General features: G+C 77.3%; 17 protein-coding genes and 1 pseudogene. 12 read left to right on the top strand and 6 right to left on the bottom strand.

Annotated features, from left to right (window positions below; genetic code table 11):
• Nucleotides 1–171: 171 nt before the first annotated feature.
• The gene (locus tag WDV06_RS27955; protein WP_395512564.1) at nt 172–681 is read left to right on the top strand and encodes a mycothiol transferase; all 510 of its coding nucleotides are present in this window, start codon (nt 172–174) and stop codon (nt 679–681) included.
• Nucleotides 682–812: 131 nt separating this feature from the next.
• Here the strand turns inward: WDV06_RS27955 and WDV06_RS27960 are convergent, their stop codons facing one another.
• The 3 genes from WDV06_RS27960 to WDV06_RS27970 are packed head-to-tail and all read right to left on the bottom strand — an operon-like array spanning nt 813 to nt 3564.
• Nucleotides 813–1658 carry a DUF4097 family beta strand repeat-containing protein gene (locus WDV06_RS27960; protein ID WP_395512565.1) on the bottom strand — a complete coding sequence of 282 codons (846 nt, stop codon included), beginning with the start codon at nt 1656–1658 and terminating at the stop codon, nt 813–815.
• Nucleotides 1655–2308, bottom strand: a complete 654-nt coding sequence (locus tag WDV06_RS27965; RefSeq protein ID WP_395512566.1) for a response regulator transcription factor — start codon at nt 2306–2308, stop codon at nt 1655–1657. Before WDV06_RS27965 ends, WDV06_RS27960 begins: the two co-directional genes overlap by 4 nt.
• Nucleotides 2296–3564, bottom strand: a complete 1269-nt coding sequence (locus WDV06_RS27970; RefSeq protein ID WP_395512567.1) for a sensor histidine kinase — start codon at nt 3562–3564, stop codon at nt 2296–2298. The genes WDV06_RS27965 and WDV06_RS27970 overlap by 13 nt, the downstream gene beginning before the upstream one ends.
• A gap of 177 nt (nt 3565–3741) precedes the next feature.
• Between WDV06_RS27970 and WDV06_RS27975 the strand changes: the two genes are divergently transcribed.
• Entirely contained in the window at nt 3742–4197 is a 456-nt protein-coding gene (locus tag WDV06_RS27975; RefSeq protein ID WP_395512568.1) for a hypothetical protein, read from the top strand.
• A 20-nt stretch (nt 4198–4217) separates the two neighbouring features.
• Here the strand turns inward: WDV06_RS27975 and WDV06_RS27980 are convergent, their stop codons facing one another.
• Nucleotides 4218–4628, bottom strand: a complete 411-nt coding sequence (locus tag WDV06_RS27980; RefSeq protein ID WP_042815907.1) for an organic hydroperoxide resistance protein — start codon at nt 4626–4628, stop codon at nt 4218–4220.
• Nucleotides 4629–4750: 122 nt separating this feature from the next.
• Here WDV06_RS27980 and WDV06_RS27985 point away from each other — a divergent pair, with 122 nt between their 5' ends.
• Nucleotides 4751–5281: a MarR family winged helix-turn-helix transcriptional regulator gene (locus WDV06_RS27985; protein ID WP_395512569.1), complete on the top strand. Its 531-nt coding sequence runs from the start codon at nt 4751–4753 to the stop codon at nt 5279–5281.
• A gap of 32 nt (nt 5282–5313) precedes the next feature.
• Here WDV06_RS27985 and WDV06_RS27990 read toward each other — a convergent pair whose 3' ends face one another.
• Complete coding sequence (locus WDV06_RS27990) at nt 5314–5760, bottom strand: MarR family winged helix-turn-helix transcriptional regulator (protein WP_395512570.1); 447 nt, start codon at nt 5758–5760, stop codon at nt 5314–5316.
• Between the two features lie 161 nt (nt 5761–5921).
• On the opposite strand from WDV06_RS27990, the gene WDV06_RS27995 reads away from it, so the two are divergent.
• From WDV06_RS27995 to WDV06_RS28025, 7 genes and pseudogenes are all read left to right on the top strand, one after another.
• Nucleotides 5922–7424, top strand: a complete 1503-nt coding sequence (locus WDV06_RS27995) for an MFS transporter (protein WP_395512571.1) — start codon at nt 5922–5924, stop codon at nt 7422–7424.
• A 206-nt stretch (nt 7425–7630) separates the two neighbouring features.
• Nucleotides 7631–8488, top strand: coding sequence for a DUF4132 domain-containing protein (locus WDV06_RS28000; protein WP_395512572.1), 858 nt, complete (start codon nt 7631–7633; stop codon nt 8486–8488).
• A complete protein-coding gene (locus tag WDV06_RS28005; RefSeq protein WP_395512573.1) occupies nt 8485–13470 on the top strand; it encodes a DNA-binding protein in 4986 nt (1661 codons plus the stop codon). The genes WDV06_RS28000 and WDV06_RS28005 overlap by 4 nt, the downstream gene beginning before the upstream one ends.
• A gap of 105 nt (nt 13471–13575) precedes the next feature.
• Complete coding sequence (locus WDV06_RS28010; RefSeq protein WP_395512574.1) at nt 13576–14730, top strand: ATP-binding protein; 1155 nt, start codon at nt 13576–13578, stop codon at nt 14728–14730.
• On the top strand, nt 14727–18824 hold the full coding sequence (locus WDV06_RS28015; RefSeq protein ID WP_395512575.1) for a DUF5682 family protein: 4098 nt from the start codon (nt 14727–14729) through the stop codon (nt 18822–18824). Before WDV06_RS28010 ends, WDV06_RS28015 begins: the two co-directional genes overlap by 4 nt.
• On the top strand, nt 18824–20839 hold the full coding sequence (locus tag WDV06_RS28020) for a hypothetical protein (RefSeq protein WP_395512576.1): 2016 nt from the start codon (nt 18824–18826) through the stop codon (nt 20837–20839). The genes WDV06_RS28015 and WDV06_RS28020 overlap by 1 nt, the downstream gene beginning before the upstream one ends.
• Nucleotides 20840–21002: 163 nt before the next feature.
• A pseudogene (locus WDV06_RS28025) lies at nt 21003–22202 on the top strand (DUF6777 domain-containing protein); the annotation flags it as partial.
• A gap of 401 nt (nt 22203–22603) precedes the next feature.
• On the opposite strand, the gene WDV06_RS28030 reads toward WDV06_RS28025, so the two are convergent.
• Complete coding sequence (locus tag WDV06_RS28030) at nt 22604–23827, bottom strand: erythromycin esterase family protein (protein WP_395512577.1); 1224 nt, start codon at nt 23825–23827, stop codon at nt 22604–22606.
• A 69-nt stretch (nt 23828–23896) separates the two neighbouring features.
• On the opposite strand from WDV06_RS28030, the gene WDV06_RS28035 reads away from it, so the two are divergent.
• Both WDV06_RS28035 and WDV06_RS28040 read left to right on the top strand, forming a co-directional pair.
• Nucleotides 23897–24667 (top strand): TioE family transcriptional regulator, encoded by a 771-nt coding sequence (locus WDV06_RS28035; RefSeq protein ID WP_395512578.1) that lies wholly within the window; start codon nt 23897–23899, stop codon nt 24665–24667.
• A gap of 746 nt (nt 24668–25413) precedes the next feature.
• Nucleotides 25414–26326, top strand: a 913-nt coding sequence (locus WDV06_RS28040; RefSeq protein ID WP_395512579.1) for a beta-ketoacyl synthase N-terminal-like domain-containing protein, incomplete at its 3' end; no start/stop codon positions are given.

Raw genomic sequence — 26326 nt, forward strand, 5'->3', positions numbered from 1 at the left:
CCGGCAGCGCCGTGCGGGGCCCGGCCGCGGGCAGCCACCTCCGCCGGGCCCGCGCCCGCGCACCCGGCGCCGGGGGGGGGCCCCCCCCCCCGGCGGGCCGGGGCCCTGCATGGTGGTTCCCGGCAGCGGATCGCCACGGACACCGCTACGGACTACGGCTGGGGACGCCACATGAAGGCCACGGAGGTACTCGCGGACGGCTTCGGACGGATCCGGGAGGTGGTCCACGAGACGGTCGGCGGGCTCTCGTCCGAGGAGCTCAACGCCCGGCTCGACCCGGAGGCCAACTCGATCGCCTGGCTGGTGTGGCACCTGACCCGGATCCAGGACGACCACGTGGCCGGCGTCGCCGGGCAGGAGCAGGTCTGGCGGTCGGCCGGGTGGGCCGACCGCTTCGCGCTGCCGCTGCCCGCCGCCGACCACGGCTACGGACACACGGCGCAGCAGGCCGGCAGCGTCCGCGTCGATGCGCCCGAGCTGCTGCTGGGCTACCACGACGCCGTGCACGAGGCCTCGCTGCGCTACATCCGCGGCCTGGCCGCCGGCGACCTGGAGCGGATCGTCGACGAACGCTGGGACCCACCGGTCACCCTGGGGGTCCGGCTGGTGAGCGTCCTGGCCGACGACCTCCAGCACGCGGGCCAGGCGGCGTACGTACGGGGCCTGCTGGAGCGGCGCTGATCCCCGCCCGGCGTAGGGCGGCAGCCCCCGGGGCGTGGCGGAGGCGACCCCGTGCCCGGTGAACGCCGCCTGCAGCACCGGGGAGGTGCAAACGGGGGACGGCGGGCGGCGCGTCGTGCGACCGCCGGGCTTCAGCGGGCGGTGGTGCGGGCGACCGCGCCGGCGTGGCCGGCCTCCGCCTCCAGGTCCAGCGTGCGGGCGGCCGCGGGGTCGCGCAGGGCCTCCTCGGTCTCGCAGCGGCCCGCGCCCGCCCGGCAGCTGACGCGGTAGCGGGTGGCCGTGGGGAGGGTGACCTCCAGGCGGCCCGCGCCCACATGGCCGGTGACCCGGTCCGGCGGGGCCGCGAAGGAGACCTGGGCGTGTCCAGAGTCGGCGCGGACGTCGGCCTGGAGGCCGGTGAGGCCGGTGGCGCGCAGGGTGCCGGAGCCGACCCGGGCCCGCACGGGGCCGCGCAGATCGGCGAGGACCAGGCCGCCCGATCCCATGTCGGCGTCGACCGTGCCGGCGAGGCCGCTGACGGTGACCCGGCCGGAGCCGCCCGAGACCCTGACGGGGATCCCGCTGGGGACGGTCACCGCGAGGCCGACGGAGCATCCGACGTCGTCGGAGATCCCGAGCTCGTCGCCGGGGCAGCGCGGGACCAGCTTCAGGGTGTCCCCGAGCCAGCTCTCCTCGACGTCCGGCTTCCTGAACGTCCAGGACATCTCGGCCCGGTAGGCGACCGCTCCGTCGCCGCCGGGGGTGATCGTCACGTCGGCCTCGCCGCCGACGACCTCCAGCGCGCTCACGGTCCGCCCGGCGCTGCCGCCGGTCACCGTGGCGGCCCGGGCGCCGGCGTTCACCCGTACCTGCCAGCCGGCCGCCACCACGACGAGGACGGCGCTCAGCGCCGCGGCCGTGTACCAGGCGAGGCGCTGGACGCGCAGGTCGGGCGCGGCCGGGGCGGAGGGGCGGCCGGGGCCGGTGGGGTGGCTCACGAGGCGCCGTCCAGGAACCGCAGGACCGCCAGGACGCGCCGGTGCGCCTCGGCGGCCGGGGGCAGGTCGAGCTTGGTGAAGATGTTGTTGATGTGTTTGGCCACCGCGCTCTCGCTGACGACGAGTCCCTCCGCGATCCCCGCGTTGGAGCGGCCCTCGGCCATCAGGGCGAGGACCTCGCGCTCGCGCGGGGTGAGGCGTTCCAGGGGGTCGGGGCCGCCGCGGCGCAGCAGCAGCTGGGCGACGACCTGCGGATCCAGGGCGGTGCCGCCGGACGCGACGCGGCGCAGGGCGTCGATGAACTCCTCGACGTCGGCGACGCGCTGCTTGAGCAGGTAGCCGATGCCCGCGCCGCTCTGCGAGGAGAGCAGGTCGGCGGCGTAGCGCTCCTCCACGTACTGGGAGAGCAGCAGGACGGCCGTGCCCGGGCTCTGACTGCGGATCATCAGGGCGGCCCGGACGCCCTCGTCGGTGAATCCGGGCGGCATCCGGACGTCGACGAGGGCGAGGTCGGGCCGGTGCTCCTCGACGGCGGCGAGGAGGCCCTCGGCGTCGCCGGTCTCGGCGGCCACCTCGAAGCCGGCCATTTCGAGGACTTTGACAAGACCTATGCGCAGGAGGACGGAGTCCTCGGCGATCACAGCCCGCACGGCAGCTCCACGGTGACGACGGTAGGGCCCCCTTGGGGGCTGTTGATCAGGATGGTTCCGTCGACCGACCCTACGCGTTTGCGCAGGCCGGTCAGGCCGGTGCCGCCGGCCGGGTCGGCGCCGCCCACCCCGTCGTCGGTGACGACGACGCGCAGCAGGTCGCCGCGGGGGCCGCCCGGGACGCGCGCGACGGTGACCGAACAGCGGCGGGCGCGGGCGTGTTTGGCGACGTTGGCGAGGGCTTCGGAGACGACGAAGTAGGCGACGGCCTCGACGGTGGGGCCGGGGCGTTCGGCGAGGTCCACGGTGAGTTCGACGGGCAGCGGGGCGCGGGCGGCGATCCCGGACAGCGCGGCGTCGAGGCCGCGGTCCTCCAGGACGGCGGGGTGCAGGCCCCGTACCAGGTTGCCGAGTTCCTCGATGGCCTCCTTCGCCTCGCGGTGGGCCTCGTCGATGACGGCCTTGGCCTCGGGCGGGAGGCCGGTGAGGGTGGCGCGGGCGATGCCGAGGTTCATGGCGAGGGAGACGAGGCGTTGTTGTGCGCCGTCGTGCAGGTCGCGTTCGATGCGGCGGCGTTCGATGTCGGCGGCGTCCAGCACCCCGGCGCGGCTCTCGGCGAGGTCCTCGACGCGCCGCTGGAGCTCGCGGGCCCGGTTGGGGCCGAGGAGGGAGGCGGCGGCGAGGGCGTCGAGCCGGGTCAGGGCGGCGGCCATCCAGGGCGCGGAGAGGAGCGTGAGGGCGCCGCCGACGGTGATGAGGTCGTACTCGCGCGTCCAGCCGCGGGCGGGGAGACCGCCGTCGGAGGGGATCAGCCAGGCCCAGGCGTAGGCGGAGGCTCCGGCGAGGCCGCCGGCCCAGGCGAGTACGACCAGGGCGCCCCCGAGGGCGGCGAGCGGGCTGACGGCCAGGTGGTAGGCGTACTGGCGGCGGGTCGCCTCCGAGCGCAGGCGTTCGGCCAGTCCGCGGGGGGTCCGCCAGGGGTGGGTGTGGACGACGGGCGGCACGTCGAGGCCGAGCAGTACCCGGAAGCGGCTGCGCTGGAGCCCCGTCAGCAGGGGGCAGAGCAGCAGGACGAGCAGGAGCGGGACGGCACTGCGGACGGGGGGCGCGGTCAGCAGGACGAAGCCGGTCGCCAGCGGCAGTGCGGGCGGGATCGCCGCCGCGCTGAAGGCCGTCGTGCGCCAGGCCCAGGCCGACCACGGGGCGTGCGCCGCGATCCAGGTGTACGAACGCTTCAGGGCGCCCCAAGTTGCCATACCCGTACGGTAATCGCACAGGTCAGGGCGGCCGCCACCCCCCTGGTGCCCGGTGGGGGGTGTACCTGGCACCACCCCCGGTTCGGACCGTGGGGCTACTGATCGCGGTGGCGCCGGCGGACACAGTGGTGGTGTGCCCGGCGGACGGACCGCCGGCCCGGAAGGAGACCCGCAGCCATGGCCCTCGCCGCCCCGCAGTTCCAGGCCCGCCGCCCCGCCGCCGCCGGGCGCGCGCCGGCCGGCCGGCTGCGTTCCGGGTGGACGGGCCGGCGCCTTCCCCGCCTCGCGACGGTGTTCACCGGGTGCGGGGTGGCGCTGCTGCCGTGGATGGTGGTGCTGGCGAAGACGATGCCGCCGACGGCCGAGGTGTCCAACTGGCCGGCCGCCTGGGTGGGCCTCGACGCGATGCTGGCCCTCGGGCTGACCGGGACGGGGCTGCTGCTGCGGACCGGCGATCCGCGGGTCGTCCCCGTGGCGGCGGCCACCGCGGCGCTGCTGGCGATGGACGCCTGGTTCGACGTCACCACCTCGCTGGGCACCGGCGGGCAGGGTCTGGCGCTGCTGCTGGCGGCCGGGGCGGAGCTGCCGCTGGCGGTGGCCTGCGCGGTGGTGGCCGCACGGCGCACCGCCTGAGCGGCGGGAGCGTCCGAGTGCTACTCGATGACGAGCTCGACGGGGATGTTGCCGCGGGTGGCCTTGGAGTACGGGCACACCTCGTGGGCCTGCTTGACGAGCAGGGCGCCGGTCTCCCCCTCCAGGGACTCGGGCAGCTCGATGCGCAGGGTCACGGCGAGGCCGAACCCGCTCGCGTCCTGGCCGATGGAGGTCTCGGCGGTGACCGAGATGTCGCCGGTGTCCACCTTGGCCTGGCGGCCGACCAGGCCCAGCGCGCTGGCGAAGCAGGCGGCGTAGCCGGCGGCGAAGAGCTGCTCGGGGTTGGTGCCCTGACCGTTGCCGCCGAGGGCCGGGGGCATGGCGAGCGCGAGGTCGATCTGGCCGTCGGAGCTGACGGCGCGGCCCTCGCGGCCGTTGGCGGTGGCGACGGCGGTGTACAGCGCGTCCATGGGGAGGTCCTTTCCGAGGGGCGGGGCGGCCGGTGGGGCCGACCCTCGACCACTACTAGAGCACACAATTAAGTTGTGCACAACTCAATCGCCGACAAGGGGGCTCGGGTAGACTGGGCGGCATGACCGAGCAGCCCGGCGACACCCTCCGCGACCAGGACTTCCTGCGCCTCGACGGACAGATCTGCTTCGCCCTGGGCGCCGCGAACCGCGCCTTCGGCGGCCTCTACCGGGTCATCCTCAAGGACCTGGAGCTGACCTATCCCCAGTACCTGGTGATGCTGGTGCTCTGGGAGCACGGGACCACGCCCGTCAAGGAGCTGGGCCGGTACCTGCGGCTCGACTCGGGCACCCTGTCGCCGCTGCTCAAGCGGCTGGAGGCGGCCGGCCTGATCCGCCGCGAGCGCAGCACGCAGGACGAGCGCTCCGTGCACGCGGTGCTCACGGAGGAGGGCGCGGCCCTGCGGGAGCGGGCGGTGGAGGTGCCGCGCCGGATCGCGCGGGCCACCGGCTTCGAGCTGGCCGAGATCCGCGAGCTCCAGGAGCGCCTGGGCCGCCTGACGGCCGCCCTGGACGCGGCCGTGGACTCCGTCGGGCAGGACCTCACGCAGGGCGCCGCACAGGACGCCCGGCGGGACCCCTCCCCGGCCTGACCCGGATCCGGCCCGGGAGGGCCGGGAGGGCCTCAGGCCTCCGGGCGGCGCTCCATGGCCGGGCGCAGGCGTTCCAGCAGGGCGTAGAGGGCCGCACCCTCCGCCTCGTCCAGCGTGTCGAGCGCCCCGTGCGTGGCCTGCATCTCCTCGCGCACCCGCCGCATCGTCTCGCGGCCCTCGTCGGTCGCCACCACGTTCTTGACGCGCCGGTCCCGCGGCTCGGGCTCGCGCCGCACCAGCCCGCGCGCCTCCAGCCGGTCCACGATCCCGGTGACGTTCGAGGCGTCGCAGGCCAGCAGGGAGGCCAGACCGCGCATCGGTACCGGACCCTCCAGTTGGGCCAGGACCTTGGCCTGCGTGGAGGTCAGGCCGTACCGGGCAGCCGCGGCGGCGAAGTCCCGCCACTGGGCGGTGCCGATGGCGGCCAGCAGTTCCAGCAGCTGGAGCTTGGCGGGGCGGTGCGTGGCGGCGGTGCTCATGGCTCGGAGCCTACTGGAGGATCGTTGACATTATCAACCTTTTACTTGACCACCTTAAGTATCTCTGGCTACCTTCGTCGAAGTACTTGATGACATGAAACATCTGCGTCCTCAAACAGTCCGACGCAGGACTCCGAAGCACTGAGAAGGTCCCCGCAGCCATGAGCTCCGCCGCATCCGCCCCCGCAGAAGGCAGGAACGGGAACGAGACGGTCATCGTCTTCGCCCTGAGCCTCGCCGCCATGGTCGTGTCGATGATGCAGACCCTGCCCGTACCGATCCTGGGCCTGATCCGCAACGACCTCGGCACCTCCACCGCCAACGTCAGCTGGGTGACGACCGCCACGCTGCTGTCCGCCGCCGTCTTCACCCCGCTGCTCGGCCGCTTCGGCGACCAGCACGGCAAGAAGCCCACCCTGGTGGCCGTCCTCGGCGTCATGGTCGCCGGATCCGTGGTCGCGGCGCTCGCGAGCTCGCTGCCGCTGCTCATCCTGGGCCGGGTGCTCCAGGGCGCCGCCACCGCGATCTTCCCGCTGGCCCTCTCCGTGCTGCGCGAGGAGGTCCGGCCGCAGAAGCTCCCCGGCGCGATGGCACTGGTCAGCGGCACGCTCGCGTTCGGCAGCGGTCTGGCGCTGGTCGCCACCGGCCTGCTGACCTCCGGTGACGGCGCCGACTACCGCAACGCCTTCTGGATGGCCACCGGCTTCGCCACGCTGGCCCTGCTGGCCGTCCTCTTCCTGGTCCCGGCGACCCGTCACAAGACCGGCGGCCGCACCGACTTCCTCGGCGCGCTGACCCTGGGCATCGCCCTGCTGCTGCTCCTGCTGCCCATCTCGCAGGGCCACGAGTGGGGCTGGTCCTCCGCCCGCACGCTGGGCAGCTTCGCCGGCGCCGCCGTCATGACGGCGGTCTGGGTCCTGGTCGAGCGCAAGGTCGCCGAGCCGCTGGTCGACATGAAGATGTTCGTGCACCGCCCGGTCCTGATGGCCAACCTGGCCGGCATCCTCGTCGGGTTCGGCATGTTCGCCAACTTCCTGGGCGTCTCCTACCTCGTCCAGATGCCGCAGAAGCTCACCGGCTACGGCTTCGACGCCTCCATCCTGCGCGCCTCGGTCCAGTTCCTGCTGCCCGGAGCCATCGTCTCCCTGCTCGCCTCCCCCGTCGGCGGCCAGCTGGTGCGCCACCGCGGCCCCCGCCTGGCCCTGGCCGTCGCCGCCGCGCTCGGCGCCGCCGGCTTCGGCTGGCTGGCCCTGGACCACGGCCACACCGCCTCGGTCGTCGGCGCGGGCGTCGTCGTCGGCGCGGCCGTCAGCTTCGGCTACGCGGCCATGCCCGCCGTGATCATGTCCAGCGTCCCGCACCACCAGAGCGGCATCGCCAACGGCATCAACTCGATCTCCCGCTCCACCGGCAGCGCGATCGGCAGTGCCATCGTCACCACGATCCTGGCGTCCAAGACCATCGAGCACCTCCCCAAGGGCGTTCCGCCCCTGCCGGCCGAGTCCGGATTCACCCTCACCTTCTGGATCGGCGCCGCCGCGTTCGCGCTGGTCGCCCTGATCAGCTGGCTGGGACTGCGCTCCGGCCACGGCCCGCGCGTCGTACAGGCCGGCGCCGCGAGCGCCGCCACGGAGCAGCCCGCGGAGACCGCCTCCGCCCGCTGACCCCCGTACGCGTTCCCCGTACACCGCCCGCCGCTGCCCCCGGTCCCACGACCGGGGGCAGCGGTGTTCTCCGGTACCGGACGCACCCGCCACCGGCGTTGTCAGTGGGGATCGCTAGTCTCCCGACATACCGCAGCCCAGCAGGCGTTGAGGCCTTTCTTTGGGCTGCGCAAGACGGTTTTCGGACAGGTGGAGGGGCACGGCTGATGGCTTGGCTGGCGTTGGACGAGGGGTACGAGGTCTCCCTCGTGGAGGGGCGGGTGGCCGTACGGCGGCCCTCGGGGCGGCAGTTGAAGGCGGTCCCCAAGGCGCTGCGCGACCATCCCGAGGTGGACCGGCTGCGCCGGCTCGCCGAGTGGCTCGACCGGCACGAGACGGCCTGCGCGGCCCAGGTGGACGGCTGGATGGTCTCCTCCCTGCCGGTGCCGACCGCGCTCCTCGCCCGGGTCTGGCACGACGAGGCCTGGCGGGCCGCCCTGCGCGACCTGGCGATCGTCGGCGACGGCGACCCGGACGAGGTGGGCTTCCTGCGCGACGCCACCGACGCGGGCGAGCTCAAGGTGGTCAACCTCGACGGCGAGACCGTACGCCTCTCCCCGCGCACGGTGACCCTGCCGCACCCGGTGCTCCTGCCCGACCTGGACGACGTACGGGAGTTCGCGGCCGAGCTGGACATCACGCAGCGCGTGGAGCAGATCCACCGGGCGACCTGGACGAAGCCCGAGGACCTCAAGGAGACCGCCACCGAGGTCCGGGACTACGCCGGCGGGAAGTTCCCCTCCCGGTTCAGCCTCGCGGCCCGCGCCACCGGCCTCGGCCACCGGGTCTCCGGCGGCTACGCCACCTGCCGGGTCCGCGACGGCGGCCGGGCCGTGGAGGCGGCCGTGTGGATCGGCGAGCCCTACTGGGAGGACGAGTCGGAGACCGGCGCCCTGAGCTGGCACGACGAGGAGGGCCGGGCCGTACGGCTCGGCGAGGTCGGACCGGTGGCCTGGTCCGAGGGGATGCGGATGGCCGCGGCGCTGTACGCCGGGCGCACGATCGAGGAGGGCGGGGACGCATGAGCACGGACACCACACGGGCACAGGCCGGAACGGACGGCGGCACGGACCCGGCCCCGGGGGCCGCGGCCGCCGCACTGCTCGCCGCCGGCGCGGTCCTGCCCGCCGACACCACCGGCGCGGGCCCGGCAGCGGTCCCGCTGACCGCCCGGACGTACCGTCACCCCGCCCTCGGGGACGGACGGGTCGTCGTCCGGCTCGCCGCGGCCGAGCTGGGCGCCGCCGAGGACCTCGCCGCGGGCTTCCTGGGCCTCGTCCCGGACGGCGAGCCCGCCGTCGTCGGCCTCGGCCGCCGGCAGGCGCTCGGCTTCCCCGAGTGGGTGCTCGTGCACCACCCCGAGGACGGCCACCAGGCCCTCGCCCTGGTGCCGGAGCTGGACCGGCTGGCCCGGCAGGCGAAGACCAAGCCCAAGGCCGCCCTCGACGCCTGCACCGAGATCTGCGAACGCCTCGCCGCCTCCCTCCCGCACTTCCTGCCCGTCTTCCAGGAGCAGGCCGCCCGCGTCTTCCTCGCCGTCGAGAACACCACCTACGCCGCCCAGCTGTTCGGCCGGGCCCGCGCCGCGGAGGCCCGTTACGGGCTGGCCGTCGACGAGGACCGCCTCGACGCCGTCTTCCTGGAGTTCGCCCTGGCCGGCGCGCTTCCGGTGAAGGTGCTCACCGGCTACGCCAAGGACCTCGCCCAGCGGGTCCCTCCCGCCGAGGCCTTCACCCGCTTCCGCCGCCTGTGCGTACGCCGCACCGCGGGCGGGCTCCCGCCGTCCGCGCAGGCCACGACCGAGCTGCGCCGCCTCGCCCGGGCCGCCGGGCTGACCGGTGGCGTGCCCGAACAGGAGTACCTGGCCGAGCTGCTGCCGCTGCCCGCCACCCTGCGGGCCGCGGCCGGCTGGTGGAAGTCCCACCGCGCGGCGCTCATCGCGCTGGCCAGGCGGGTGCCGTCCGTACGGGGCACCCTGCTCGGCATGGTGCCGGGCGGCACCGGCGAGGCGGGCGAACTGGCCGCGATGTGGCTGGAGGTGCTGGAGGAGTCCGGCGCCACCGCCGGACTGGCCGACGCCGGCGTGCCCGAAGAACAGCGCTCCCCCGACGGCACCGCCGGCTGGCTGGAACGCTTCCACGCCGCCCGGTACGCCGGCTGGGGCAACCCGCCCGCCGCCCCGGCGCTGCTCGCCCTCGTCGAGCGCTGCGCCGACCGGATCCGGGCCGAACTCGCCCTGCCGGGCCGGGAACAGGGGCTGCGGATCGGCCTCCAGGACGTCAACCTGCTCGACCTGCTGCTCTCCCTGGACCTGCCCGTGGCCGGCCCGGCGGAGGACTCCAAGGACGTCCTGGGCCTGGAGGAGTGGAACCGCTCCCCGGCCCCCCGCGACCTGCGGGCCCTGTGCGCCGACGCACGGCTGCGCCCCGCCTTTTTCCGCACCCTCAACCGGTTCAACAGCCACATGTCGGGGGGCCGCGAGACCGTACGGCGGCTCGCCGGCACCCCCGGCAGCAGCCCGCTGATCGCCGAGTGGGTCCGCGAGGTGGCCGCCGAGTCCACCGCGTCGGCGCTGCCCGACCTGCCCGAGGCGATCCGCCGGCTGACCTGGCTGCCCTCCGAGGCCCTGGCCCTGGCCCCGAAGGAGGTGGCCGAGGCCGCCGGCGCCGACCTGGACGAGGTCCTCGCCCGCACCCTGCGCGGCGGCCTGTTCGAGGAACTGGAGTGGCCGGCCTGGGAGAGCGCCGTCCGCGAGCTGACGCCCGGCCGCGGCCGCGGCCACCTGACCGTGATGGACGCCTGGCCGTACGTCATCGTCGCCAACTCCACTCAGGTACGGGTCATCGGCCCCGACTCCACCGTCCTCACCCACGACCTGCGGGCGCCCTCCGTGAACGGCCGGCAGCTCGGCTTCCACTACACCGACGGCGACCTGCTCGTCTTCTGGGCCTCCTACAACGGCCCCGTCGAGGGCTACTGGCTGAGCGCCCCCGACCGCGTCCTGACCCTGGACTCCTCGGCCACCTACTGGTCGATGCGCTCCGGGCACGTCTCCCTCCCGCTGCCCGGCGGCGGCCGCACCACCGGCGCCGGCGTGCTGCACCGCGGCGACAGCCTCGTCCCGGCCGAGCGGCCGGTCGTCTCCGACGGGACCTCGTACTGGGTGTGGGACGGAGACCGCGACACCGGCGGCCCGGGCTGGACCGAGTACGACCCGGCCACCGGGGCCACCGGACGGCGTTCGGCGCCCCGCTTCCTCGCCGAGGCCCTGGAGGGCCACCCCGGCGGCGCCACCCTGCCCGACAACATCGGCCAGAACTGGCTGCGGCCCGCGCCCGCCGTCGAGGGCTCGGTGCTGGGCGCGCCGGCGGACGGCCTGCTGGGCTGGCGCGCCGTCCGCGTACCGGGCGGGGGCTGGCACGGCTCCGACACGGCCGGCGGCCGGGTCGGCGTCCCCGAGGGCGGCGCCAGGCCGGACGCCGCGGTCCGCCTGCCCGGCGACGAGCGGCCCCGCGCCCTGACCAGCGACTGGCGGACCCTGTCCCTCCGCGACCCCGAGGGGGCCGTCACCGCACGGACCGCCACCCAGCACCACGGCGCCCCGCACGCCGCCGGCGCCGCGGAACTCCCGCCGCTCGCCTACTGGTACTGCCTGCGCCCGCGCGACCCCGAGGGCTCGGCGGCCCTGCGCGCCCTGGACGCCCCGGCGGCGGGGGCGCTGCTGAAGGCGGCCGCCGCCGCGGAACGGCGCGAGGAGCTGCCCGCGCTGGTCCGCGAGGCCCTGCCCGCGATCGGCTCGCCCGTCCTGGTCGGCGGGGTGGTCGACGTGCTGCGCTCCGCGCTGGTCCAGCGCAAGGCCCTGGCACGCGTCGCGGAGTCCCTCTCCGGCCGCCCGGAGCGGCCGAAGCCGGCCGTGCAGCGGGGGCCCGCCGACCAGCTGCTCGACGCTGCCCTGCACGGGCTGACGGGCACGCCGTACCACCGCTCCTACGGCGGGGAGGCCGACGCCTCGTTCGCACTGCTGCGGGCGCTCGGCAGGGCCGCGGCCGACACCGCCGCCGAGGCCGTGGCCGGGCGGGTGCACGTGGACGTGCCGAAGCTCGCCGGGTCCTCCTCGTTCCCCTGGGCGGGGCTGTTCCTGGAGGCGCCCGCCGCGGTCGCGTACCGCGCCGCCGTCACCGGCGCCGCCGGCACCACCGACGAGCAGCGGACCGCCCTGTGCCGGATGCTGGCCGAGGTGGACGCCCTGGGCCTGTCCTCGGCCGAGGCCTCCGCCGCCCGCTGGCGGCGTCTGACGGTGCGGATCGACACCGCTCACCTGCTGGGCGCAGACGGCCGGGAGCGGGGCCGGGGCAGCCGGCACCGGGCGGTGCTCCCGCTCGGCGGCGGGGCGCTGCTCGCGCTGAACGAGCAGACGGCGGAGTACCCGCGGGGGCGGCAGTTCGACGCGCTGCTCCACGACCCGGCGGGCGTCTTCGCGGTGCCCGCGCCCTACACCGGCGCCGGTGAGGCGGTGACGGTCGGCGACCCGGAGCGCGGGGCCGGCTGGCTTGCGGCGTTCCTGGAGCAGGCCGCCGAACGCGGCCCGGCGCCGTGGTTCCCGTCGGCGGCCGAGGAGTTCGGCCGGCTGACCGGCGTGTCGGCCGCCGCGGCCGCCCTGGTGGTCGCGGGTCTGCCGTACCTGGAGACGTACGAGCGCGGGTTCCTGCCGGCCGACGCGCGCAAGCTGCTCGGGGTCAAGGCCACCGAGGCCGCGCACGCCCGCGACGACCTGAGGGGGCTCTCTCCCGAGGTGCGGCGCGAGCTGGTCGCGGCACTGCTGCCCGCCGACCCGGCGCGGCTGTGGACCGACGGCCCGGACGCGGCGGCCGCCGCGCGGGTGTGGAACCGGCGCGCGGGCCGCCGTACGCCGGTGCCGGAGTGGCTGCTCGCCGAGGCCGGCAAGGAGGTCCGCGGGGCGTGGCCGGCGCACCGCGCGCTGCCCGCGCTGCTGGACGCGGCGGCGTCCCCGGAGCTGTCCGCCGACACGGCGTGGGCCGTCAAGGGCGACCGGGCGGAGCCGGTGGTCCCGGGCGGGCGTCCCTTCGACGCGGGCGTGCTCATCTCCGCGGTGGGCTTCGCCGCCTGGCTCGCGCACCGGCTGCCCGCCGGGCACCCCGTACGGTCCTGCCTGCCGCCGGTGCTGACGGCGATACGGCAGCGGCTGGCCTCGCCGGAACTGCTGCTGAGCGTGGGGCACTACGTGGACCTGGCGGGCTTCCGCAAGGCCGCGGGCACCCCGACCGAGACGGCGGAGGGCTACGAGCGGTACGGCGCGGTGGTCCTGGCCACGCAGGACGGCCGCCCGCTCCCGGCGCTGCGCACCGCGCTGCTGGACTCGACCGGGTCCGACCCCTACCTGCCGCTGCTGCGCGGCACCGAGCAGTTGCCCTCCGCGACGGAGACGGCGCTGCGCCTGGTCCACGACCCGGCCTTCGCCGCGCTGCTCGCCGACCCCGGGAGCCCGGTGGCGGGCGAGGCCGACGGGGAGGGCGCGTGGTGGCCGCAGGACGCGGGCCGCAGCGTGCCGGAGCTGGTCGCGGAGGTGTCCGCGGCGTACGAGCTCGGCGCGGACGCGGCCGTCCTGTACCTGGCGCTGCTCGCGATGCCCGACCCCACCGACCGCAACACGGCGCGCTGGACGGGCTGGAAGCCGGCCCGGCTGAAGGCCGCCCGTGCGGAGCTGGCCGCCACCGACCTGGTGGTGGCAGGCACCCGCAGCCGGGCCGGGCGCTCCCTGTTCCTGCCCGGCCCGTGGGCCGAGCCGCAGGCGCCCGCGCTGCCCGTCGAGCAGTGGAAGCTGCCGATGTACGCGACGGCTCCGGGCGGGCGGCCGGTGCTGGGCGCGCTGGTGCCCGCCGAGCCGGCGGCGGAGCTGTACCGCCGGGCGTGGACGCGGGTCCGCGAGGGCGACGTACCGCGCTTCGAGGAGCTCAGGGTCAAGCGCACGACGGGCCGGCGGCGCTGAGCCCCGCCGGGTGACCGGCTCCGGCGGGGGCGCGGCCTCCCGGCCCGCGCCCCCGCCCCTCCCTCCTCCCTTCCCCTTCTCCCTCCAGAACACGAGGACTTCCCGATGACCGTGACCGAACCGTCCGCTCCCGCGCGGCAGGTCGTGCCCGCCGAGGAGCGGTACGCCGCCGAACTCGCCTTCCTCGCCGCCCAGGACCCCGGCCCGCGCCCGCCGGGCTGGGCGCTGACCCCGCGCGCGGTGGTGACCTTCGTCTGCGGCAGCGAGGGCCGGGAGCTGGCCCTGCCCAAGCGGCGCGCCGGACTGCCGTCGAAGCTGGTGATCGCGCCGAAGTTCGTCGGCGAACGCGCCCTGGCGGAGCGCTGCGTGGTGACGCTGGCCGGGGAGCGCGGTCTGCTGCTCACGGGCGAGCCGGGCACCGCGAAGTCGATGCTGTCCGAGCTGCTGTCCGCCGCCGTGTGCGGCACCAGCGCGCTGACCGTGCAGGGCACGGCGGGCACCACCGAGGACGCCTTCCGGTACGGCTGGAACTACGCGCTGCTCCTCGCCCAGGGTCCGACCCGGCAGGCCCTGGTCGACTCCCCCGTGCTCGCGGCGATGCGCACGGGGCGGGTGGTGCGGGTCGAGGAGATCACCCGCTGTCTGCCCGAGGTGCAGGACGCGCTGGTGTCGATCCTGTCCGACCGGCGGGTGAGCGTGCCGGAGCTGACGGCCACCGAGGACTCGGTGGTCTCGGCGGCCCCCGGTTTCACGGTCATCGCCACCGCCAACCTGCGGGACCGGGGCGTCTCGGAGATGTCGGCGGCGCTCAAGCGGCGCTTCAACTTCGAGACGGTCGGGCCGATCTCGGACCCGGACGCGGAGGCCGCGCTGATCCGCCGGCAGGCGGTGGCCGCCGTGGAGCGGGCCGGGGCGGCGTTCGGGGTGGACGACAGCGTGCTCGACGCGCTCGTCACCGTCTTCCGCGACCTGCGCTCGGGGCGCAGCGCGGAGGGCTGGGACGTGGAACGGCCCGGGACGGTCATGTCCACGGCCGAGGCGGTGCAGGTGGCGGCCTCCCTGGGGGTCGCGGCCGCCTACCTGCCGGGCGGTGACGTGCTGGACCTGCTGCCGGGCCATCTCCTGGGTGTGGTGCGCAAGGACGACCCGGCCGACCACGGGCGGCTGCTGGGCTACTGGGACGGCCCGGTGCGCCGCCGCGCCGAGGACGGCTCGGCGATGTGGCGCCGGCTCTGGGACCTGCGCGGGAGCCTGCGTTGACGTCCACCGCTGATCCACGGGAGGCCGTGGAGGCCCTGGCCGCCTCGCGCGCGCCGTACCTGCTGGGGGTACGGCACCACAGCCCCGCGCTGGCCGCGGTGGTGCCGGCGCTGCTGGACGCCGCGGACCCGGAGGTGGTCTGCGTGGAGCTGCCGGCCGACTTCCAGCCGTGGCTGGCGCACCTGGCCGACCCGGAGACGGTCGCCCCGGTGGCCCTGGCGGGCCTGGGGCACGAGGGCCGGCTGGCCTTCTACCCGTTCGCGGACTTCTCCCCGGAGCTGGCGGCGGTCCGCTGGGCCCGGGCCCGGGGCGTGGAGGTGCGCTGCTGCGACCTGCCCCTGTCCGACCCGGCCTGGTCCGCCCACCCGTCCGTCCCGGCTCCGCCGGCCGCCGGCCCGACCGGCCTCCCCGCCGGCCCGGACGCGGCCGCGCCGGGTCCCGGGGCGGGCGACGCCGTCGCACCGGGCGCCACGAGGGGCGTCCCCGGTCCGCGCGCCGACGCGTCGGGGCCCGTGGCCGCAGGGCGCCGGGCCTACGCGGACGCGCTCGCCGCGTCCGGGACGGGGCGCGACGGGGACGACATGTGGGACCGCGCCGTCGAGGTCCTGGCGCCGGGCTGCTCCCCGGAGGCCGTGCGCCGCGCCGCACTCGGCGTCGGCTGGGCCCTGCGCGCGGACGCGGGCTCCGTCCCCGGGACGGACCTGGCCCGGGAGGCCCACATGCGCCGGGTCCTCACGGACGCCGCCGAGGGCGGCCGCCGGGTGGCGGCGGTCATCGGCTCCTTCCACGCCCCGGCCCTCCTCCCGGCCGCCCCGGTGCCGGCACCGCGCGGCGACGGGGCCCCGGCCGGGGCCGGGGATGCCGCCGGGCCGGAGGCCCGGACGAAGGCCACCGCCGGAGCCGGCCGGGCGGCGGGCGCCGGCAGCGCCGTAGGCGTCGGGGCGCAGGCCCCGGCCGAGACCGGAACCGGGACCACAGCCGACGGCAACGGCGGGCGGCGCGCCGCCGCGCGGCCGGAGGCCGGGACTCCGGACCCGTCCGGCACCGGCGGCGGGCTCCAGCCCCGCACCCGGCCGAAGGCCGAAACCACCGCGTCCCCGTCCGGCAGCGGCGGCCGGGCGGAGGCCGAGGCCACGGCCGGGCCGGAGGCCTCGGCCACGGACGGGACCGGAGCCGACGGCGGCGGGCAGCACACCGGAGCGCGGCCGGAGGCCGGGGCCGCGGACCCGGCCGGGGTGGTCACCTCGTTCGTGGCGTACTCCTACGATCTGCTCGACTCCCGCTCCGGGTACCCCGCCGGGATCCGGGACCCGCTGTGGCAGCGGGCCGTCTTCGAGGCGGGCGGGGATCCGGTGCGGCTGCGGGAGGCCGCCTCGGCGGCCGTCACCGGGCTGTGCCGGGAGCTGCGCCGGGCCGGGCACACCGCCGGGACCGGCGAGGCCGCCGAGACCCTGCGGCTCGCCTGCGACCTGGCGGTGCTGCGCGGGCTGCCCGCCCCGGGCCGGGGTGAGCTCCTGGAGGCCGTCACCACCGTGCTCGGGCAGGGCGAACCGCTGGGCCGGGGGCGGGCACTCGCCCGTGCCCTGGAGGCCGTGTTCGTCGGCACGGGCCGCGGCCGGACCACCCCGCACGCCCCGCGCTCCGGACTCGGACCCTCCGTGGAGGCGGAGCTGGCGAGCCTGCGGCTGCCGTCCCCCGAGGACCCGGCGCCGCGCGAGGTGCGCCTCGACCCGCTGCGCTCCGAACTGGACGGACGCCGCGAGGTGCTGCTCCAGCGCCTGCAGGTGTGCGGGGCCTCGTACGGCGAGCCCGTGGGGGTGGCCGCCACCGGCGACGGCACCGCACTGGGCAGCAAGTGGCGGCTGTCCTGGACCCCTTCGGTCCCGGCCCGCCTGGACCTGGCGGGGGTCCGCGGCGTCACCGCCGCCCAGGCGGCCGCGGGTACGCTGCGCGACATCGCGCGCCGCGAGGCCGCCGAGGGCGGCCCTACGGCCGCGCAGGTGCTGGCCGGGCTGGCCGCCGCCGCGCGCTGCGACCTGCCCGAGCTGGTCGACGTACGGCTGGAGGAGGCGGCCGCCGTCCTGCCGGAAACGGCCGGGGTCGCGGAACTCCTGGAGGCCGTCGACCTGTTGGAGGGGCTGCGGCGCGGCCACCTGCCCGGCGCCTCCGCCGCGGCGCGGGCCGCCGCCGAGGTGCTGGGCGGCGATCTGCTGGACACGGCCGTACGGTCGCTGCCCGGCCTCGCGGGCAGCGACGACCCCGCCGACGCGGCCGCCCTGGTGGCCCTCGCCGACCGGGCTTCGGTCCGTCGGCTGGGGCTGCGGATGGACGCCGCCCTGGCGGAACTGGCGGAGGCCGGGAGCCCGTTGATGCGGGGGGCGGCGCAGGCCGTACGGGTGCTGCTGGACCTGGATCCGGCTGCCGGGCTGGGTGCCCGTGCCGCTGCCTGGGTGGACGCGGCCGCCACGGCGGACGGCCGGCGCGCGCTGGCCCGGCGCCTGGCCGGTCTGCTCACCGCCGCCGGGCCGCTGCTGGAGACCTCTCCCGCCGCGCTGACGCCGCTGCTGGACCGGGTGGACGGCCTGGCCGACGAGGCGTTCCTGGAGCGGCTGCCCGCGCTGCGAGCCGGGTTCGACGTGCTGGCGCCGGTCGCACGGGACCGGCTGCTGGACACGGTGACCGAGCGGCTCGGCGACCGTCTCGACCTCTCCCTCGACGCACCGCCGGCCCTGCTCGCGCTCTGGGCCGCCGCCGACGCGGCCGGCCTGGGCGCGCTGAAGGGACTGCCGCTGCCGACGCGTCCGCCCGAGGCGGCGCTGCCGCCGGGACCGGGCGCGTGCGCCGGTGCGGATGCGGGGCGCGCCCCGGGAACGCCGGCCGAAGGGTCGGCCGGGACGGCCGACGCGTCAGCGGCGCCCGCGACGGGGATGGCCGGCGGCGACGCGGCTGCGGCGCGGCCGGGGGAGGCCGGTGGCGGCCGGCGGCTGGCGGCCGCCGACCGGTGGCGGCTGCTGCTGGGACGGCAGCGCGACCGGCTTCCGGCCGGGGCGCACCGCTACGCCCGCGCCCTCGACGAGCTGTACGGCGCGGGGAGCGGCGAGGGCTCCGAGGACATGGGCCGGACCGGTACCGGAGGCGGGGACGGGCCGTCCTTCCCGACGGCCCGGGAGTGGTCGCAGGAGCTGGAAGCGCTGTTCGGCGCCGACGTGCGCGAGGAGGTGCTCGCCGACGCGGCGGGCGCCGGCCGCACCGACGTACTGGCCCAGCTCGACCCGGCGTCCGTACGGCCGTCCGTGGAACTGCTGACCTCCGTGCTCTCGCTGGCCGGCGGCATGCCCGAGCAGCAGCTCGCCCGGCTGCGGCCGCTGGTGAAGCGGCTGGTCGACGAGCTGGCGGCGCAACTGGCCACCCGGATGCGCCCGGCCCTGTCGGGGCTGTCCACCCCGCGCCCGACCCGGCGCCCGGGCGGCCGGCTCGACCTGGCCCGCACCCTGCGGGCCAACCTGGCGCACACCCGGCGCTTCGACGACGGCCGCGTCGTCGTGGTCCCGGAGCGCCCGGTGTTCGCCACCCGCGCGTCCCGCGAGGCGGACTGGCGGCTGATCCTGGTGGTGGACGTCTCCGGCTCGATGGAGGCGTCGGTGGTCTGGTCGGCGCTGACGGCCGCCGTACTGGGCGGGGTCCCGACCCTGTCCACGCACTTCCTCGCCTTCTCCACCCAGGTCGTGGACCTGACCGGCCGGGTCGCCGACCCGCTCTCCCTGCTGCTGGAGGTCCGGGTCGGCGGCGGCACGCACATCGCGGCGGGCCTCGCGCACGCCCGGACCCTGATCACCGTGCCGAGCCGCACGCTGGTCGTCGTGGTCAGCGACTTCGAGGAGGGCGCCCCGGTCGGGGGCCTGCTCTCGGCGGTCCGCGCGCTGGCCGCGTCCGGTGCCCACCTGCTGGGCTGTGCCGCCCTCGACGACTCCGGTACGCCCCGGTACTCGGTGCCGGTGGCGCGTCAGCTCGTCGCGGCCGGGATGCCGGTGGCCGCTCTCAGCCCTCTCGCCCTCGCCCGCTGGGTGGGCGACCGACTCCGTGGGGAGCCCTGATGACCAGCCCGCTGTTGCCGCCCGTCGCCGCCGAGGTGACGGCGCAGGCCGTGGAGGACCTGAGCGCCCGGCTGCGCAAGAAGCTCGACGCGGCCGTGGAGGGCTGCGGGGAGGGGGCGGTGGCCGGGCCGGACGGGGGCGTCACCCTCCGGTTCGGTGAGGACGCGGTGGTCACCCTGCGGCCGGGGCCCTCGGGGGTGGTGGCGGAGGCCGCGCAGGCGGCGTGCAGCTGCCTCCTGGCCCCGCGCTGCCTGCACCGCGCGGCGGCCCTGACGGCGGCCCCGGTGGCGGACGCGTCCCCCTGGCCGGACGGAGGGCCGGACGACGCACCGGGCCCGGGGGCCGGCGCCTCCGGCGGCCCGGTCCCCGCCGGAGGGGCCGCACCGGAAGCCGGGCCCGGTGCCGGCGCTGCCGCACGCACACGGGGCCCGGGAGGGCCGGGATCCCCGGAGGGGCCGGAGGCCGCTGACGGTGCCGACGGCACCGGTGCCGCGGGAGCGGATGCCGCGGACGCTGCCCGCACCGGACGGAACGGAACCGCCGGAAGGACCGGGGCCGGGGCGGGCCCGGCGGCGCCCGGGGAAGGGGGTGCCCCCGCGCCCACGGCCGTTCAGGTGCGGGCCGGTGCCGCGCTGTGGGCCGTCGGGGCCGAGGCCCTGGCCGCCGGGGTGGCGGCCGGGGGCGCCGTGGTGCAGGCGGAGTTGCTGCGGGCCGCGCACACCGCCCGCGTCGCCGGGCTGCCCGCCGCCGAGGCCGCCGCCCTGCGGGTGGTGCGGGGGTTGCGGGCGGCGCGCGAGCGCGGTGCGGGCCGGCGGCCGGCCGACCTGGCCGCAGCCTTCGAGGTGCTGCTGCGCACCGCCGCGCTGCTCGCGGCCGGTACGGGCGGTCCCGGCCTGACCGGGAGCGGCCGCCGCGCCTACGCCTCCGGCGGCAGCCTGCGCGTCCACGGCGTGTGCCGGGAGCCCGTGCTGACCGCGACCGGCTACGGGGGCGTGGTCACCCACCTGCTCGACGCGGACGGGGTCCCCTACTCGCTGTCGGACGTACGCCCCGGCGGGCTCGCCCGCGCCCGGGGCGCGGGGGCCGCCTCCGTGGCCCTCGGCGGGGGCGCCCTCGACCATGCCGGGCTCGCCCGCGGGGGCCTGCGCATCACCGGCGCGACGGTCTCCGCCGACGGGCGGCTCGGCGCCGGGCGCGGGGTGCGGGCCACGCCCGTACCGGGTGTCTCCTGGGACCGGGAGCCGCTCGCCGCGCTGTTCGCCCGCCCGGCGGCCGAGGCCGTCGCCGAGCTGCTGGCACAGGACGCCGAGCCGGGCCTGCTGGGCTGCGCGGTCCGGGTCGAGGGCGGGGCCGGCGACCACGTCCTCGTACGGGAGCTGTCGCCCGACGGCACGGTACGGACGGGTGCACCGCTGCTGCGGCTGCGCGCGGCGCACCCGCACCCGGAGCTGGCGCACACCGCCAACCTGCGCCGCCTGGCGGGCTGGCCGGGGCTGACGGTGCGGGTCGTGGGCCGCCCCGACCCCGACCGGGCGGCCACGCTGATGCCGCTCGCCGTGGGGCCGGTGCCGGGGGCCGCGTACACGCTGCGGCTGCCGCCCGAGTGGCGGGACCGGGCCGACCTCGGCTACGACCGCCTCCAGGGCGGCCACGTCACCGACGCGGCCCCGGCCCCGGCGGGCCCCGTCGAGCCGGGTCCGGACCCGCTGGCCGACTCGCCCCTGTGGCGGGTGCGCCGGCTGCTGGACGCGGGGGTCGCGGGCGGCCGCCGGGCGGTGGCGGAGTCGGCGCGGTCGCCCGAGGCGGAGGCCGGGTACGGGCCGTTGCGCCGGGCCGGCTTCCCGGTGGCGGCCGGCCTGGCCGCCGCCCTGGCCGCGGAGGCGGACCGCCGGCCCCGGGACGCCTTCGGCCGGCTCACCGACCCGTCGGCCGACGGATACGCCTGGGCGTGGCTGGCGGCCTCGGCACACCTGACGGCGGCGCGGCGGTCCCTGGTGGCCGCGTCCTGGACCTAGACGGGCCTGAGGGGAACGGCGGCTCGTGGGCCGTTCGGCTTGCGGATTCCACGGGGCCGGAGCGCACAATGGGCGCTAACGGTGTGAAACTCGGATGAAATTGCATAGAACGTGCACACCATCCGGTTTTCACCTTCCTACGCCCGTCCGGTGGGAGGGGAATGTGAGTTCCGAACCGCTGTCAGAGCGTCCCACCGGCCCGCCCTCCGGCCCCCTCTCGGGGCGCCCGTCCGGTGACCAGGCGGGGCCCCCGCCTCCCCCGCCTACGGGCGGAGGCGGTCCTCCGTCCGGTCCCGGCGGACCCGGCCCCGGCGGCCCGAGGCCGTCGTCCGGCGGGGATGGCCACCGCCCCTGGTGGCGGTCGGTGCCCCGGATCGCGGCGATCACCGCCGCCGTCGTCGTCGCCGTGGTCCTGGCCGTCATCATCGGCCGCCCGGGCGGCCAGACGGCGTCGGCGGGCGAGGTCATCCTCCAGCCCACGGACGACACGGGGCTGGATCCCTACACCCCGTCGACGGCGACCACGACCTCCGCCCTGCCGGCGGCCGCGCCCGCAACCGCTCCCGTGAAGAGGGACACCATCTCCAGCGTGGCCGGCTCGGAGCCGGGCCTCTACGGCGGCAGCCGCAACACCGCCAGCTGCGACGTGGAGAAGCAGATCCGCTACCTGGCGGCCGACCAGTCCAGGAACCGCGCCTTCGCCTCGGTGGTGGGCGTCCAGGAGTCCGCCGTACCGGGCTACCTGCGCTCGCTCACGCCCGTCCAGCTGCGTTCGGACACCCGCGTCACCAACCACGGCTACCGCAACGGTGTCTCCACCAGCTACCAGTCCGTGCTCCAGGCGGGCACGGCCGTGCTGGTGGACAAGTACGGGGAGCCGAAGGTGCGCTGCGCCTGCGGCAACCCGCTGAGCCGGGTGGTTCCCCAGCAGGGCGGCACCCCGCGGCAGGCGGGGCGCAGCTGGCCGGGGTACCAGCCGCAGAACGTCGTGGTCGTCAACCGCGCGGTCACGGTGATCAACGTGTTCGTCATCTACGACACGAGGGACAAGCAGTGGGTCCACCGGTACACCGGTTACCAGGTCCACCACGACCGGCCGGCCCCGCCGCCGCCCCGGCACTGGCCGACGGCCCCGCCGACGACGCGACCCCCGTGGACGTACACGCCGGGTACGCAGACGCCCGGCACGCAGAGCCCGTGGACCAGGCCTCCGTCGACGTCGACGGAGTCTCCCGGCACCAAGTCGCCCGGCACCACGCCCTCGTCCACCCAGTCCCCCGCGACACAGACCCCGGGCGGGAAGACGCCCACGCAGACCCCCACCGGCACGCCGACCGGGCCCACGCCGACGCCGGCGACCGAGCCCCCGGCCACGCCCACACCCACACCCACGGCCCCCGCGTCGGCGACCGAGACCGCGAAGCCGACCGAAACTCCGAAGCGGACCGAGCCCCCGAAGCCGACGGAGACTCCGAAGCCGACCGAGCCCCCGTCCACCCAGCCGGCGCCCACCCCGCCGCCCGCCACGGAGAAGCCCGCGACGCCTCCCGCTCCGCTCCCGACCCAGGCGCCGGTCACCCCGCCGCCCGTCACCGAACGCCCGCCGACCCAGGCGCCCGCTCCCACGACCGAGGCACCGCGTCCGACCCAGCCGCCGGTCGAACCGCCCGCCCCCGACCAGAACCAGAACCAGAACAACGACAACCAGCAGAACAACCAGCAGAACCAGAACCAGAACCAGGAGCCCGGGTACTAGCCCGGCCGTCAGACCTCCCGTCGGAGCCCCGGTCCCGGCGGGAGGTCTCTCACGTACACGAGCCCGTCGCTCGCCGCCAGGTGCGCCGGGTCGAGCGGGGCGTAGCCGAACCAGGAGGAGGCGCGCGGGGCGGGCGGCGTACCGTCGAGGGCGGCGGCCAGCCGCCGGGCGTCGACGAGACAGCGGTCGCGCCCCAGCGCGTGGAGGAGCCCCTCGACGCTGTCCGGGGGCGGGGCGTCCACCCCGCGGTGCCGGATGGTGCCGAGGGCGGTGGGCACGAAGGCGTACTCCGCGCCGATACGGGCGCTCACCAGGGCCCCCGCGCTCCACCACTCCAGCCGTGCCCCGCCCATGCGCATCGAGCTCTTCTCCCGCTGGAGGTGCGCGTTGTGCGCGAAGACCAGGACCGGGCCCCGCTCGGCGAGGGCGAGGAGGTTGTCGGCCATCATCCGGTCGCGTACCCCCGACAGCCGGGCCCAGCGGGAGGGCGAGCCGTCCGCCGTCCAGTGGTGGTAGTGCAGCAGGCCGGTGGCGGTGCGCCCGTACAGCCGCGTCCGGTCCCAGTCCTCCCTCGACGTGCCGGAGATCAGCTGCGGGGAGTGCTCGTCGAGCAGTTCCACGAGGTCGGCGGCGAGCAGCCGCAGCTCCCGGGCCTCGGCGGAGCGCCCGACGGACAGCGCCGGGTCCCACATCACGCCCTCGTCGGTCCACGGTCCGTCGGGACCGAGCAGGCGGTCGAGTGTGTCGGCGTCACAGGGCAGCAGCGCCGGGTCGACTGACGCGGCGAGCCGGTCGTGGAGGGCGGTGAGGGCCTGCCGGGGGCTTTCGGCCGCGGTGATCTCCAGCGGGCCGTCGAGGCCGGCGAAGCGGAGCCGGTCGGCGGCGGGCCGGCCGGTGTTGTACGCCCGCATCCAGCGCACGAGTGCGCGGTTGGCGGCGGAGGCGCCGAGCCCGTGGCTGAAGCCCCGCTCCATGACCGCGTCGAGGGTGCCCTCGCCGGTGGCGAGGTACTCGTCCACGACCAGGCCCCGCAGGCAGTCGCTCTCGATCGCGACCGTCCGGTAGCCCTCCTCCTCGACGAGCCGGCGGAAGAGCGCGTTGCGCAGTTCGAGGAGGGTGTCCTCGCCGTGGGTGGGCTCGCCCAGGGCGAGCACGCGGGGCCGGGTGCCGAGCAGTTCCATGAGGGGAGCGGCCTCGACCGCGTGGACGGAGTCCTTGATGTCGGTTGCCATGGCTTCAACGCTATCGTTGAACCTTCGGTGGAAACCTGGGCCGGCAGTCGACCTGATAGGGTGGGGCTGGTGGGAGAAAACCTTCAAACGGGTGGCAAGCTCAGGCCGGTCGACCTGGCGCGGGCGCACGGTCTGTCCACGCAGGCGGTCCGGAACTACGAGGAGGCCGGCGTCCTCCCGGCCGCCGCACGGGGTGCCCACGGTTACCGCGTCTACACCCCGGGGCACGCCCTCGCCCTGGCCGCGTTCCTGGCGCTGGTGCCGGGGCACGGCCACGCGACCGCGACGGCCGTGATGCGGGCGGTGAACCGGGGCGCCGACGACGAGGCCTTCCGGCTCATCGACCAGAGCCACGCGCAGCTGCTGGAGGACCGGCGGACCCTCGAAGCCGTGGAGCGGGCCCTGCGCGACCTGGCCCCCGTACCGGGTGCGCCGGCGGTGGAGGGCACGGGGCCGGGAGGACCGGGAGGTCGGGGAGGGTCCGCGGGGTCCGGCGGGCGGTTCATCGGACCGCTGGCCCGTGAGCTCGGGGTCCGGCCCGCGACCCTGCGCAAGTGGGAGGCCGCCGGGCTGCTGCGCCCGCGCCGCGACCCGTTGACCGGGTACCGCGTGTACGACGCGGCCGCCGTGCGGGACGCCCGGCTGGCGCACCAGCTGCGCCGGGGCGGCTACCCGCTGGAGCGGATCGCGCCGCTGGTCGAGCAGGTCCGGACGGCGGGCGGGGTGGAGCCGCTGGAGGCGGCGCTGGCCGACTGGCGGGCCCGGCTGTCGGCCCGCGGGCGGGCCCTGCTGGCGGGGGCCGCGGAGCTGGAGGCGTACCTCCGGGAGCCTGTCAAGTAACGAACTGCCGGGGCTACGGCTCCGTCCCTCCCCCGGGCACGGTGGAAGCCCAACGCTGCGGCGCCCCTGGGTGCCGGGGCACCCGTCCGGACCGGAGGCGTCATGTTCCGTCGTGCGGGGGACCGCGTGACCCGCCGTCCCCGACCCGCTCTCCCCGCCGCGCCGGTCTTCCCCGTCCGGTCCGCCGGCCTCCCCGCTGCGGCCCGGCCGCACGGCCGGACGCCGTCCCCCGCGGAGCGGGCGGACCACCCCCCGAGGCTGCCGCGGGCGGCCCGGGCGGCGGCCACGAGCGCGGGCCCCGGGCTGCTGTCAGTGGCACCGCGGGCGGCCCGGGCGGCGGGACCCGCAGGCGCTTCCCGGCAACTCCGGCCGGAACCGGCCCCCCCGGGACGGCGGCCACGAGCGCGGGCACCCGGCTGCTCTCGGTGGCGGCGCCGGCCGGCCGGTCGAGCGCCGCCCACCGCCCCGGCGGGCGCGTCCGTCCTGGAGGGCGGGCGGGGCGCGGTCCCGGTCGACGCCGAGACCACGGTGGGGGCGCGGCCGCCTCCGGCACGGCAACTGACCGCCCTCCCCGTCTGCGCCCTGCCGCTCGCCTCCACACGGCGCCCGCTTCCGCCGCTGAAGGCGCTCGCGCCCCACGCCCTGGGCCTCGCGGCCCTCCGGGGCGCGGCCGCCGCCCCGTTCCGGCCCCGCACCCGTTGACCCGACTCCGTCACCACGAGGCGGAAGACCGAAGGAAGACCGTCATGACCGACAGCGCCATCATCCGACCCGGCTGCCGCTTCCCCGGTGCCCGCGACACCCGCGCCTTCTGGAAGCTCCTGATGAGCGGCGAACGCCGGGCCTCCTCCGTTCCGGCGGAGCGCCGGGACCGCGGGCCCTTCCACGAGCCCGGCGACCGCTCGGCCTGCCATCCCGCCTACCTCGACCAGGTCGCCTTCCTCGACGGTGTGGACCGCTTCGACGCCCTCCGCTGCGGGGTGCCCCCCGCCCTGGCCCGGGGCGTGGGCCCGCGGTGCCGGCCGGTGCCCGACGACGCGGAGACGGGGTGCGCCGGCTTCGGCCTCGACGGCCTCCGCTTCGCCGTCGACGCAGCCCGCCCGGGCTCCCAGGCCGCCTTCGGCCAGGCGGTCGCCCGGACGGCGCGGGGCACCTGCCGGATCGCCGTCGTCGGCGGGGTGCCCCTCGACCTCGCGCCCGGCTGCCCGGTCGGCTGCCCCCGGCTGCGCGGGCTCTCCGCGGCGGGGACGTGCCGCCCGTTCGGCGAGGGGGCCGACGGCTTCGTCCTCGTCGAGGGCGCCGGCACGGTCGTCCTGCGGCCCCTCGCCGACGCGCTCGCCGCCGGAGACCGGATCCACGCCGTGGTGCGGGGCATCGGCTCCGCCGGCGACGGCGCCTCCCCCGGCCCGTCGCGTGCCGTGCGCCGGGCCGACGGGATCGAGGCGCTGTGGCGGCCGCGCACCGAGTGGCCGGGCGACGACCCCGCGCTGTGCCACCGCGTCGCGGGGAAGCCCCTGATCGGGCGGCCCCGGTCGGCGGCGGGCACCGCTGCGCACCCGGAGCCCGGGGGCGCCGCGGCCGGTCCGCGCCAGGCCGCCGCCGGCTCGTCCGGCTCCGGCGGGACCGGCGTCCACGCGGCGCCGGGGCGGCGGCCCGTAC

This window comes from Streptomyces racemochromogenes (assembly GCF_044129415.1).
GTDB classification, from domain to species: domain Bacteria; phylum Actinomycetota; class Actinomycetes; order Streptomycetales; family Streptomycetaceae; genus Streptomyces; species Streptomyces racemochromogenes_A.

Coding starts and splice junctions, on each gene's coding strand:
- WDV06_RS27955 (WP_395512564.1), top strand. CDS start 172: ATGAAGGCCACGGAGGTACTCGCGGACGGCTTCGGACGGATCCGGGAG.
- WDV06_RS27970 (WP_395512567.1), bottom strand. CDS start 3,564: ATGGCAACTTGGGGCGCCCTGAAGCGTTCGTACACCTGGATCGCGGCG.
- WDV06_RS27975 (WP_395512568.1), top strand. CDS start 3,742: ATGGCCCTCGCCGCCCCGCAGTTCCAGGCCCGCCGCCCCGCCGCCGCC.
- WDV06_RS27980 (WP_042815907.1), bottom strand. CDS start 4,628: ATGGACGCGCTGTACACCGCCGTCGCCACCGCCAACGGCCGCGAGGGC.
- WDV06_RS27985 (WP_395512569.1), top strand. CDS start 4,751: ATGACCGAGCAGCCCGGCGACACCCTCCGCGACCAGGACTTCCTGCGC.
- WDV06_RS27990 (WP_395512570.1), bottom strand. CDS start 5,760: ATGAGCACCGCCGCCACGCACCGCCCCGCCAAGCTCCAGCTGCTGGAA.
- WDV06_RS27995 (WP_395512571.1), top strand. CDS start 5,922: ATGAGCTCCGCCGCATCCGCCCCCGCAGAAGGCAGGAACGGGAACGAG.
- WDV06_RS28000 (WP_395512572.1), top strand. CDS start 7,631: ATGGCTTGGCTGGCGTTGGACGAGGGGTACGAGGTCTCCCTCGTGGAG.
- WDV06_RS28005 (WP_395512573.1), top strand. CDS start 8,485: ATGAGCACGGACACCACACGGGCACAGGCCGGAACGGACGGCGGCACG.
- WDV06_RS28010 (WP_395512574.1), top strand. CDS start 13,576: ATGACCGTGACCGAACCGTCCGCTCCCGCGCGGCAGGTCGTGCCCGCC.
- WDV06_RS28020 (WP_395512576.1), top strand. CDS start 18,824: ATGACCAGCCCGCTGTTGCCGCCCGTCGCCGCCGAGGTGACGGCGCAG.
- WDV06_RS28030 (WP_395512577.1), bottom strand. CDS start 23,827: ATGGCAACCGACATCAAGGACTCCGTCCACGCGGTCGAGGCCGCTCCC.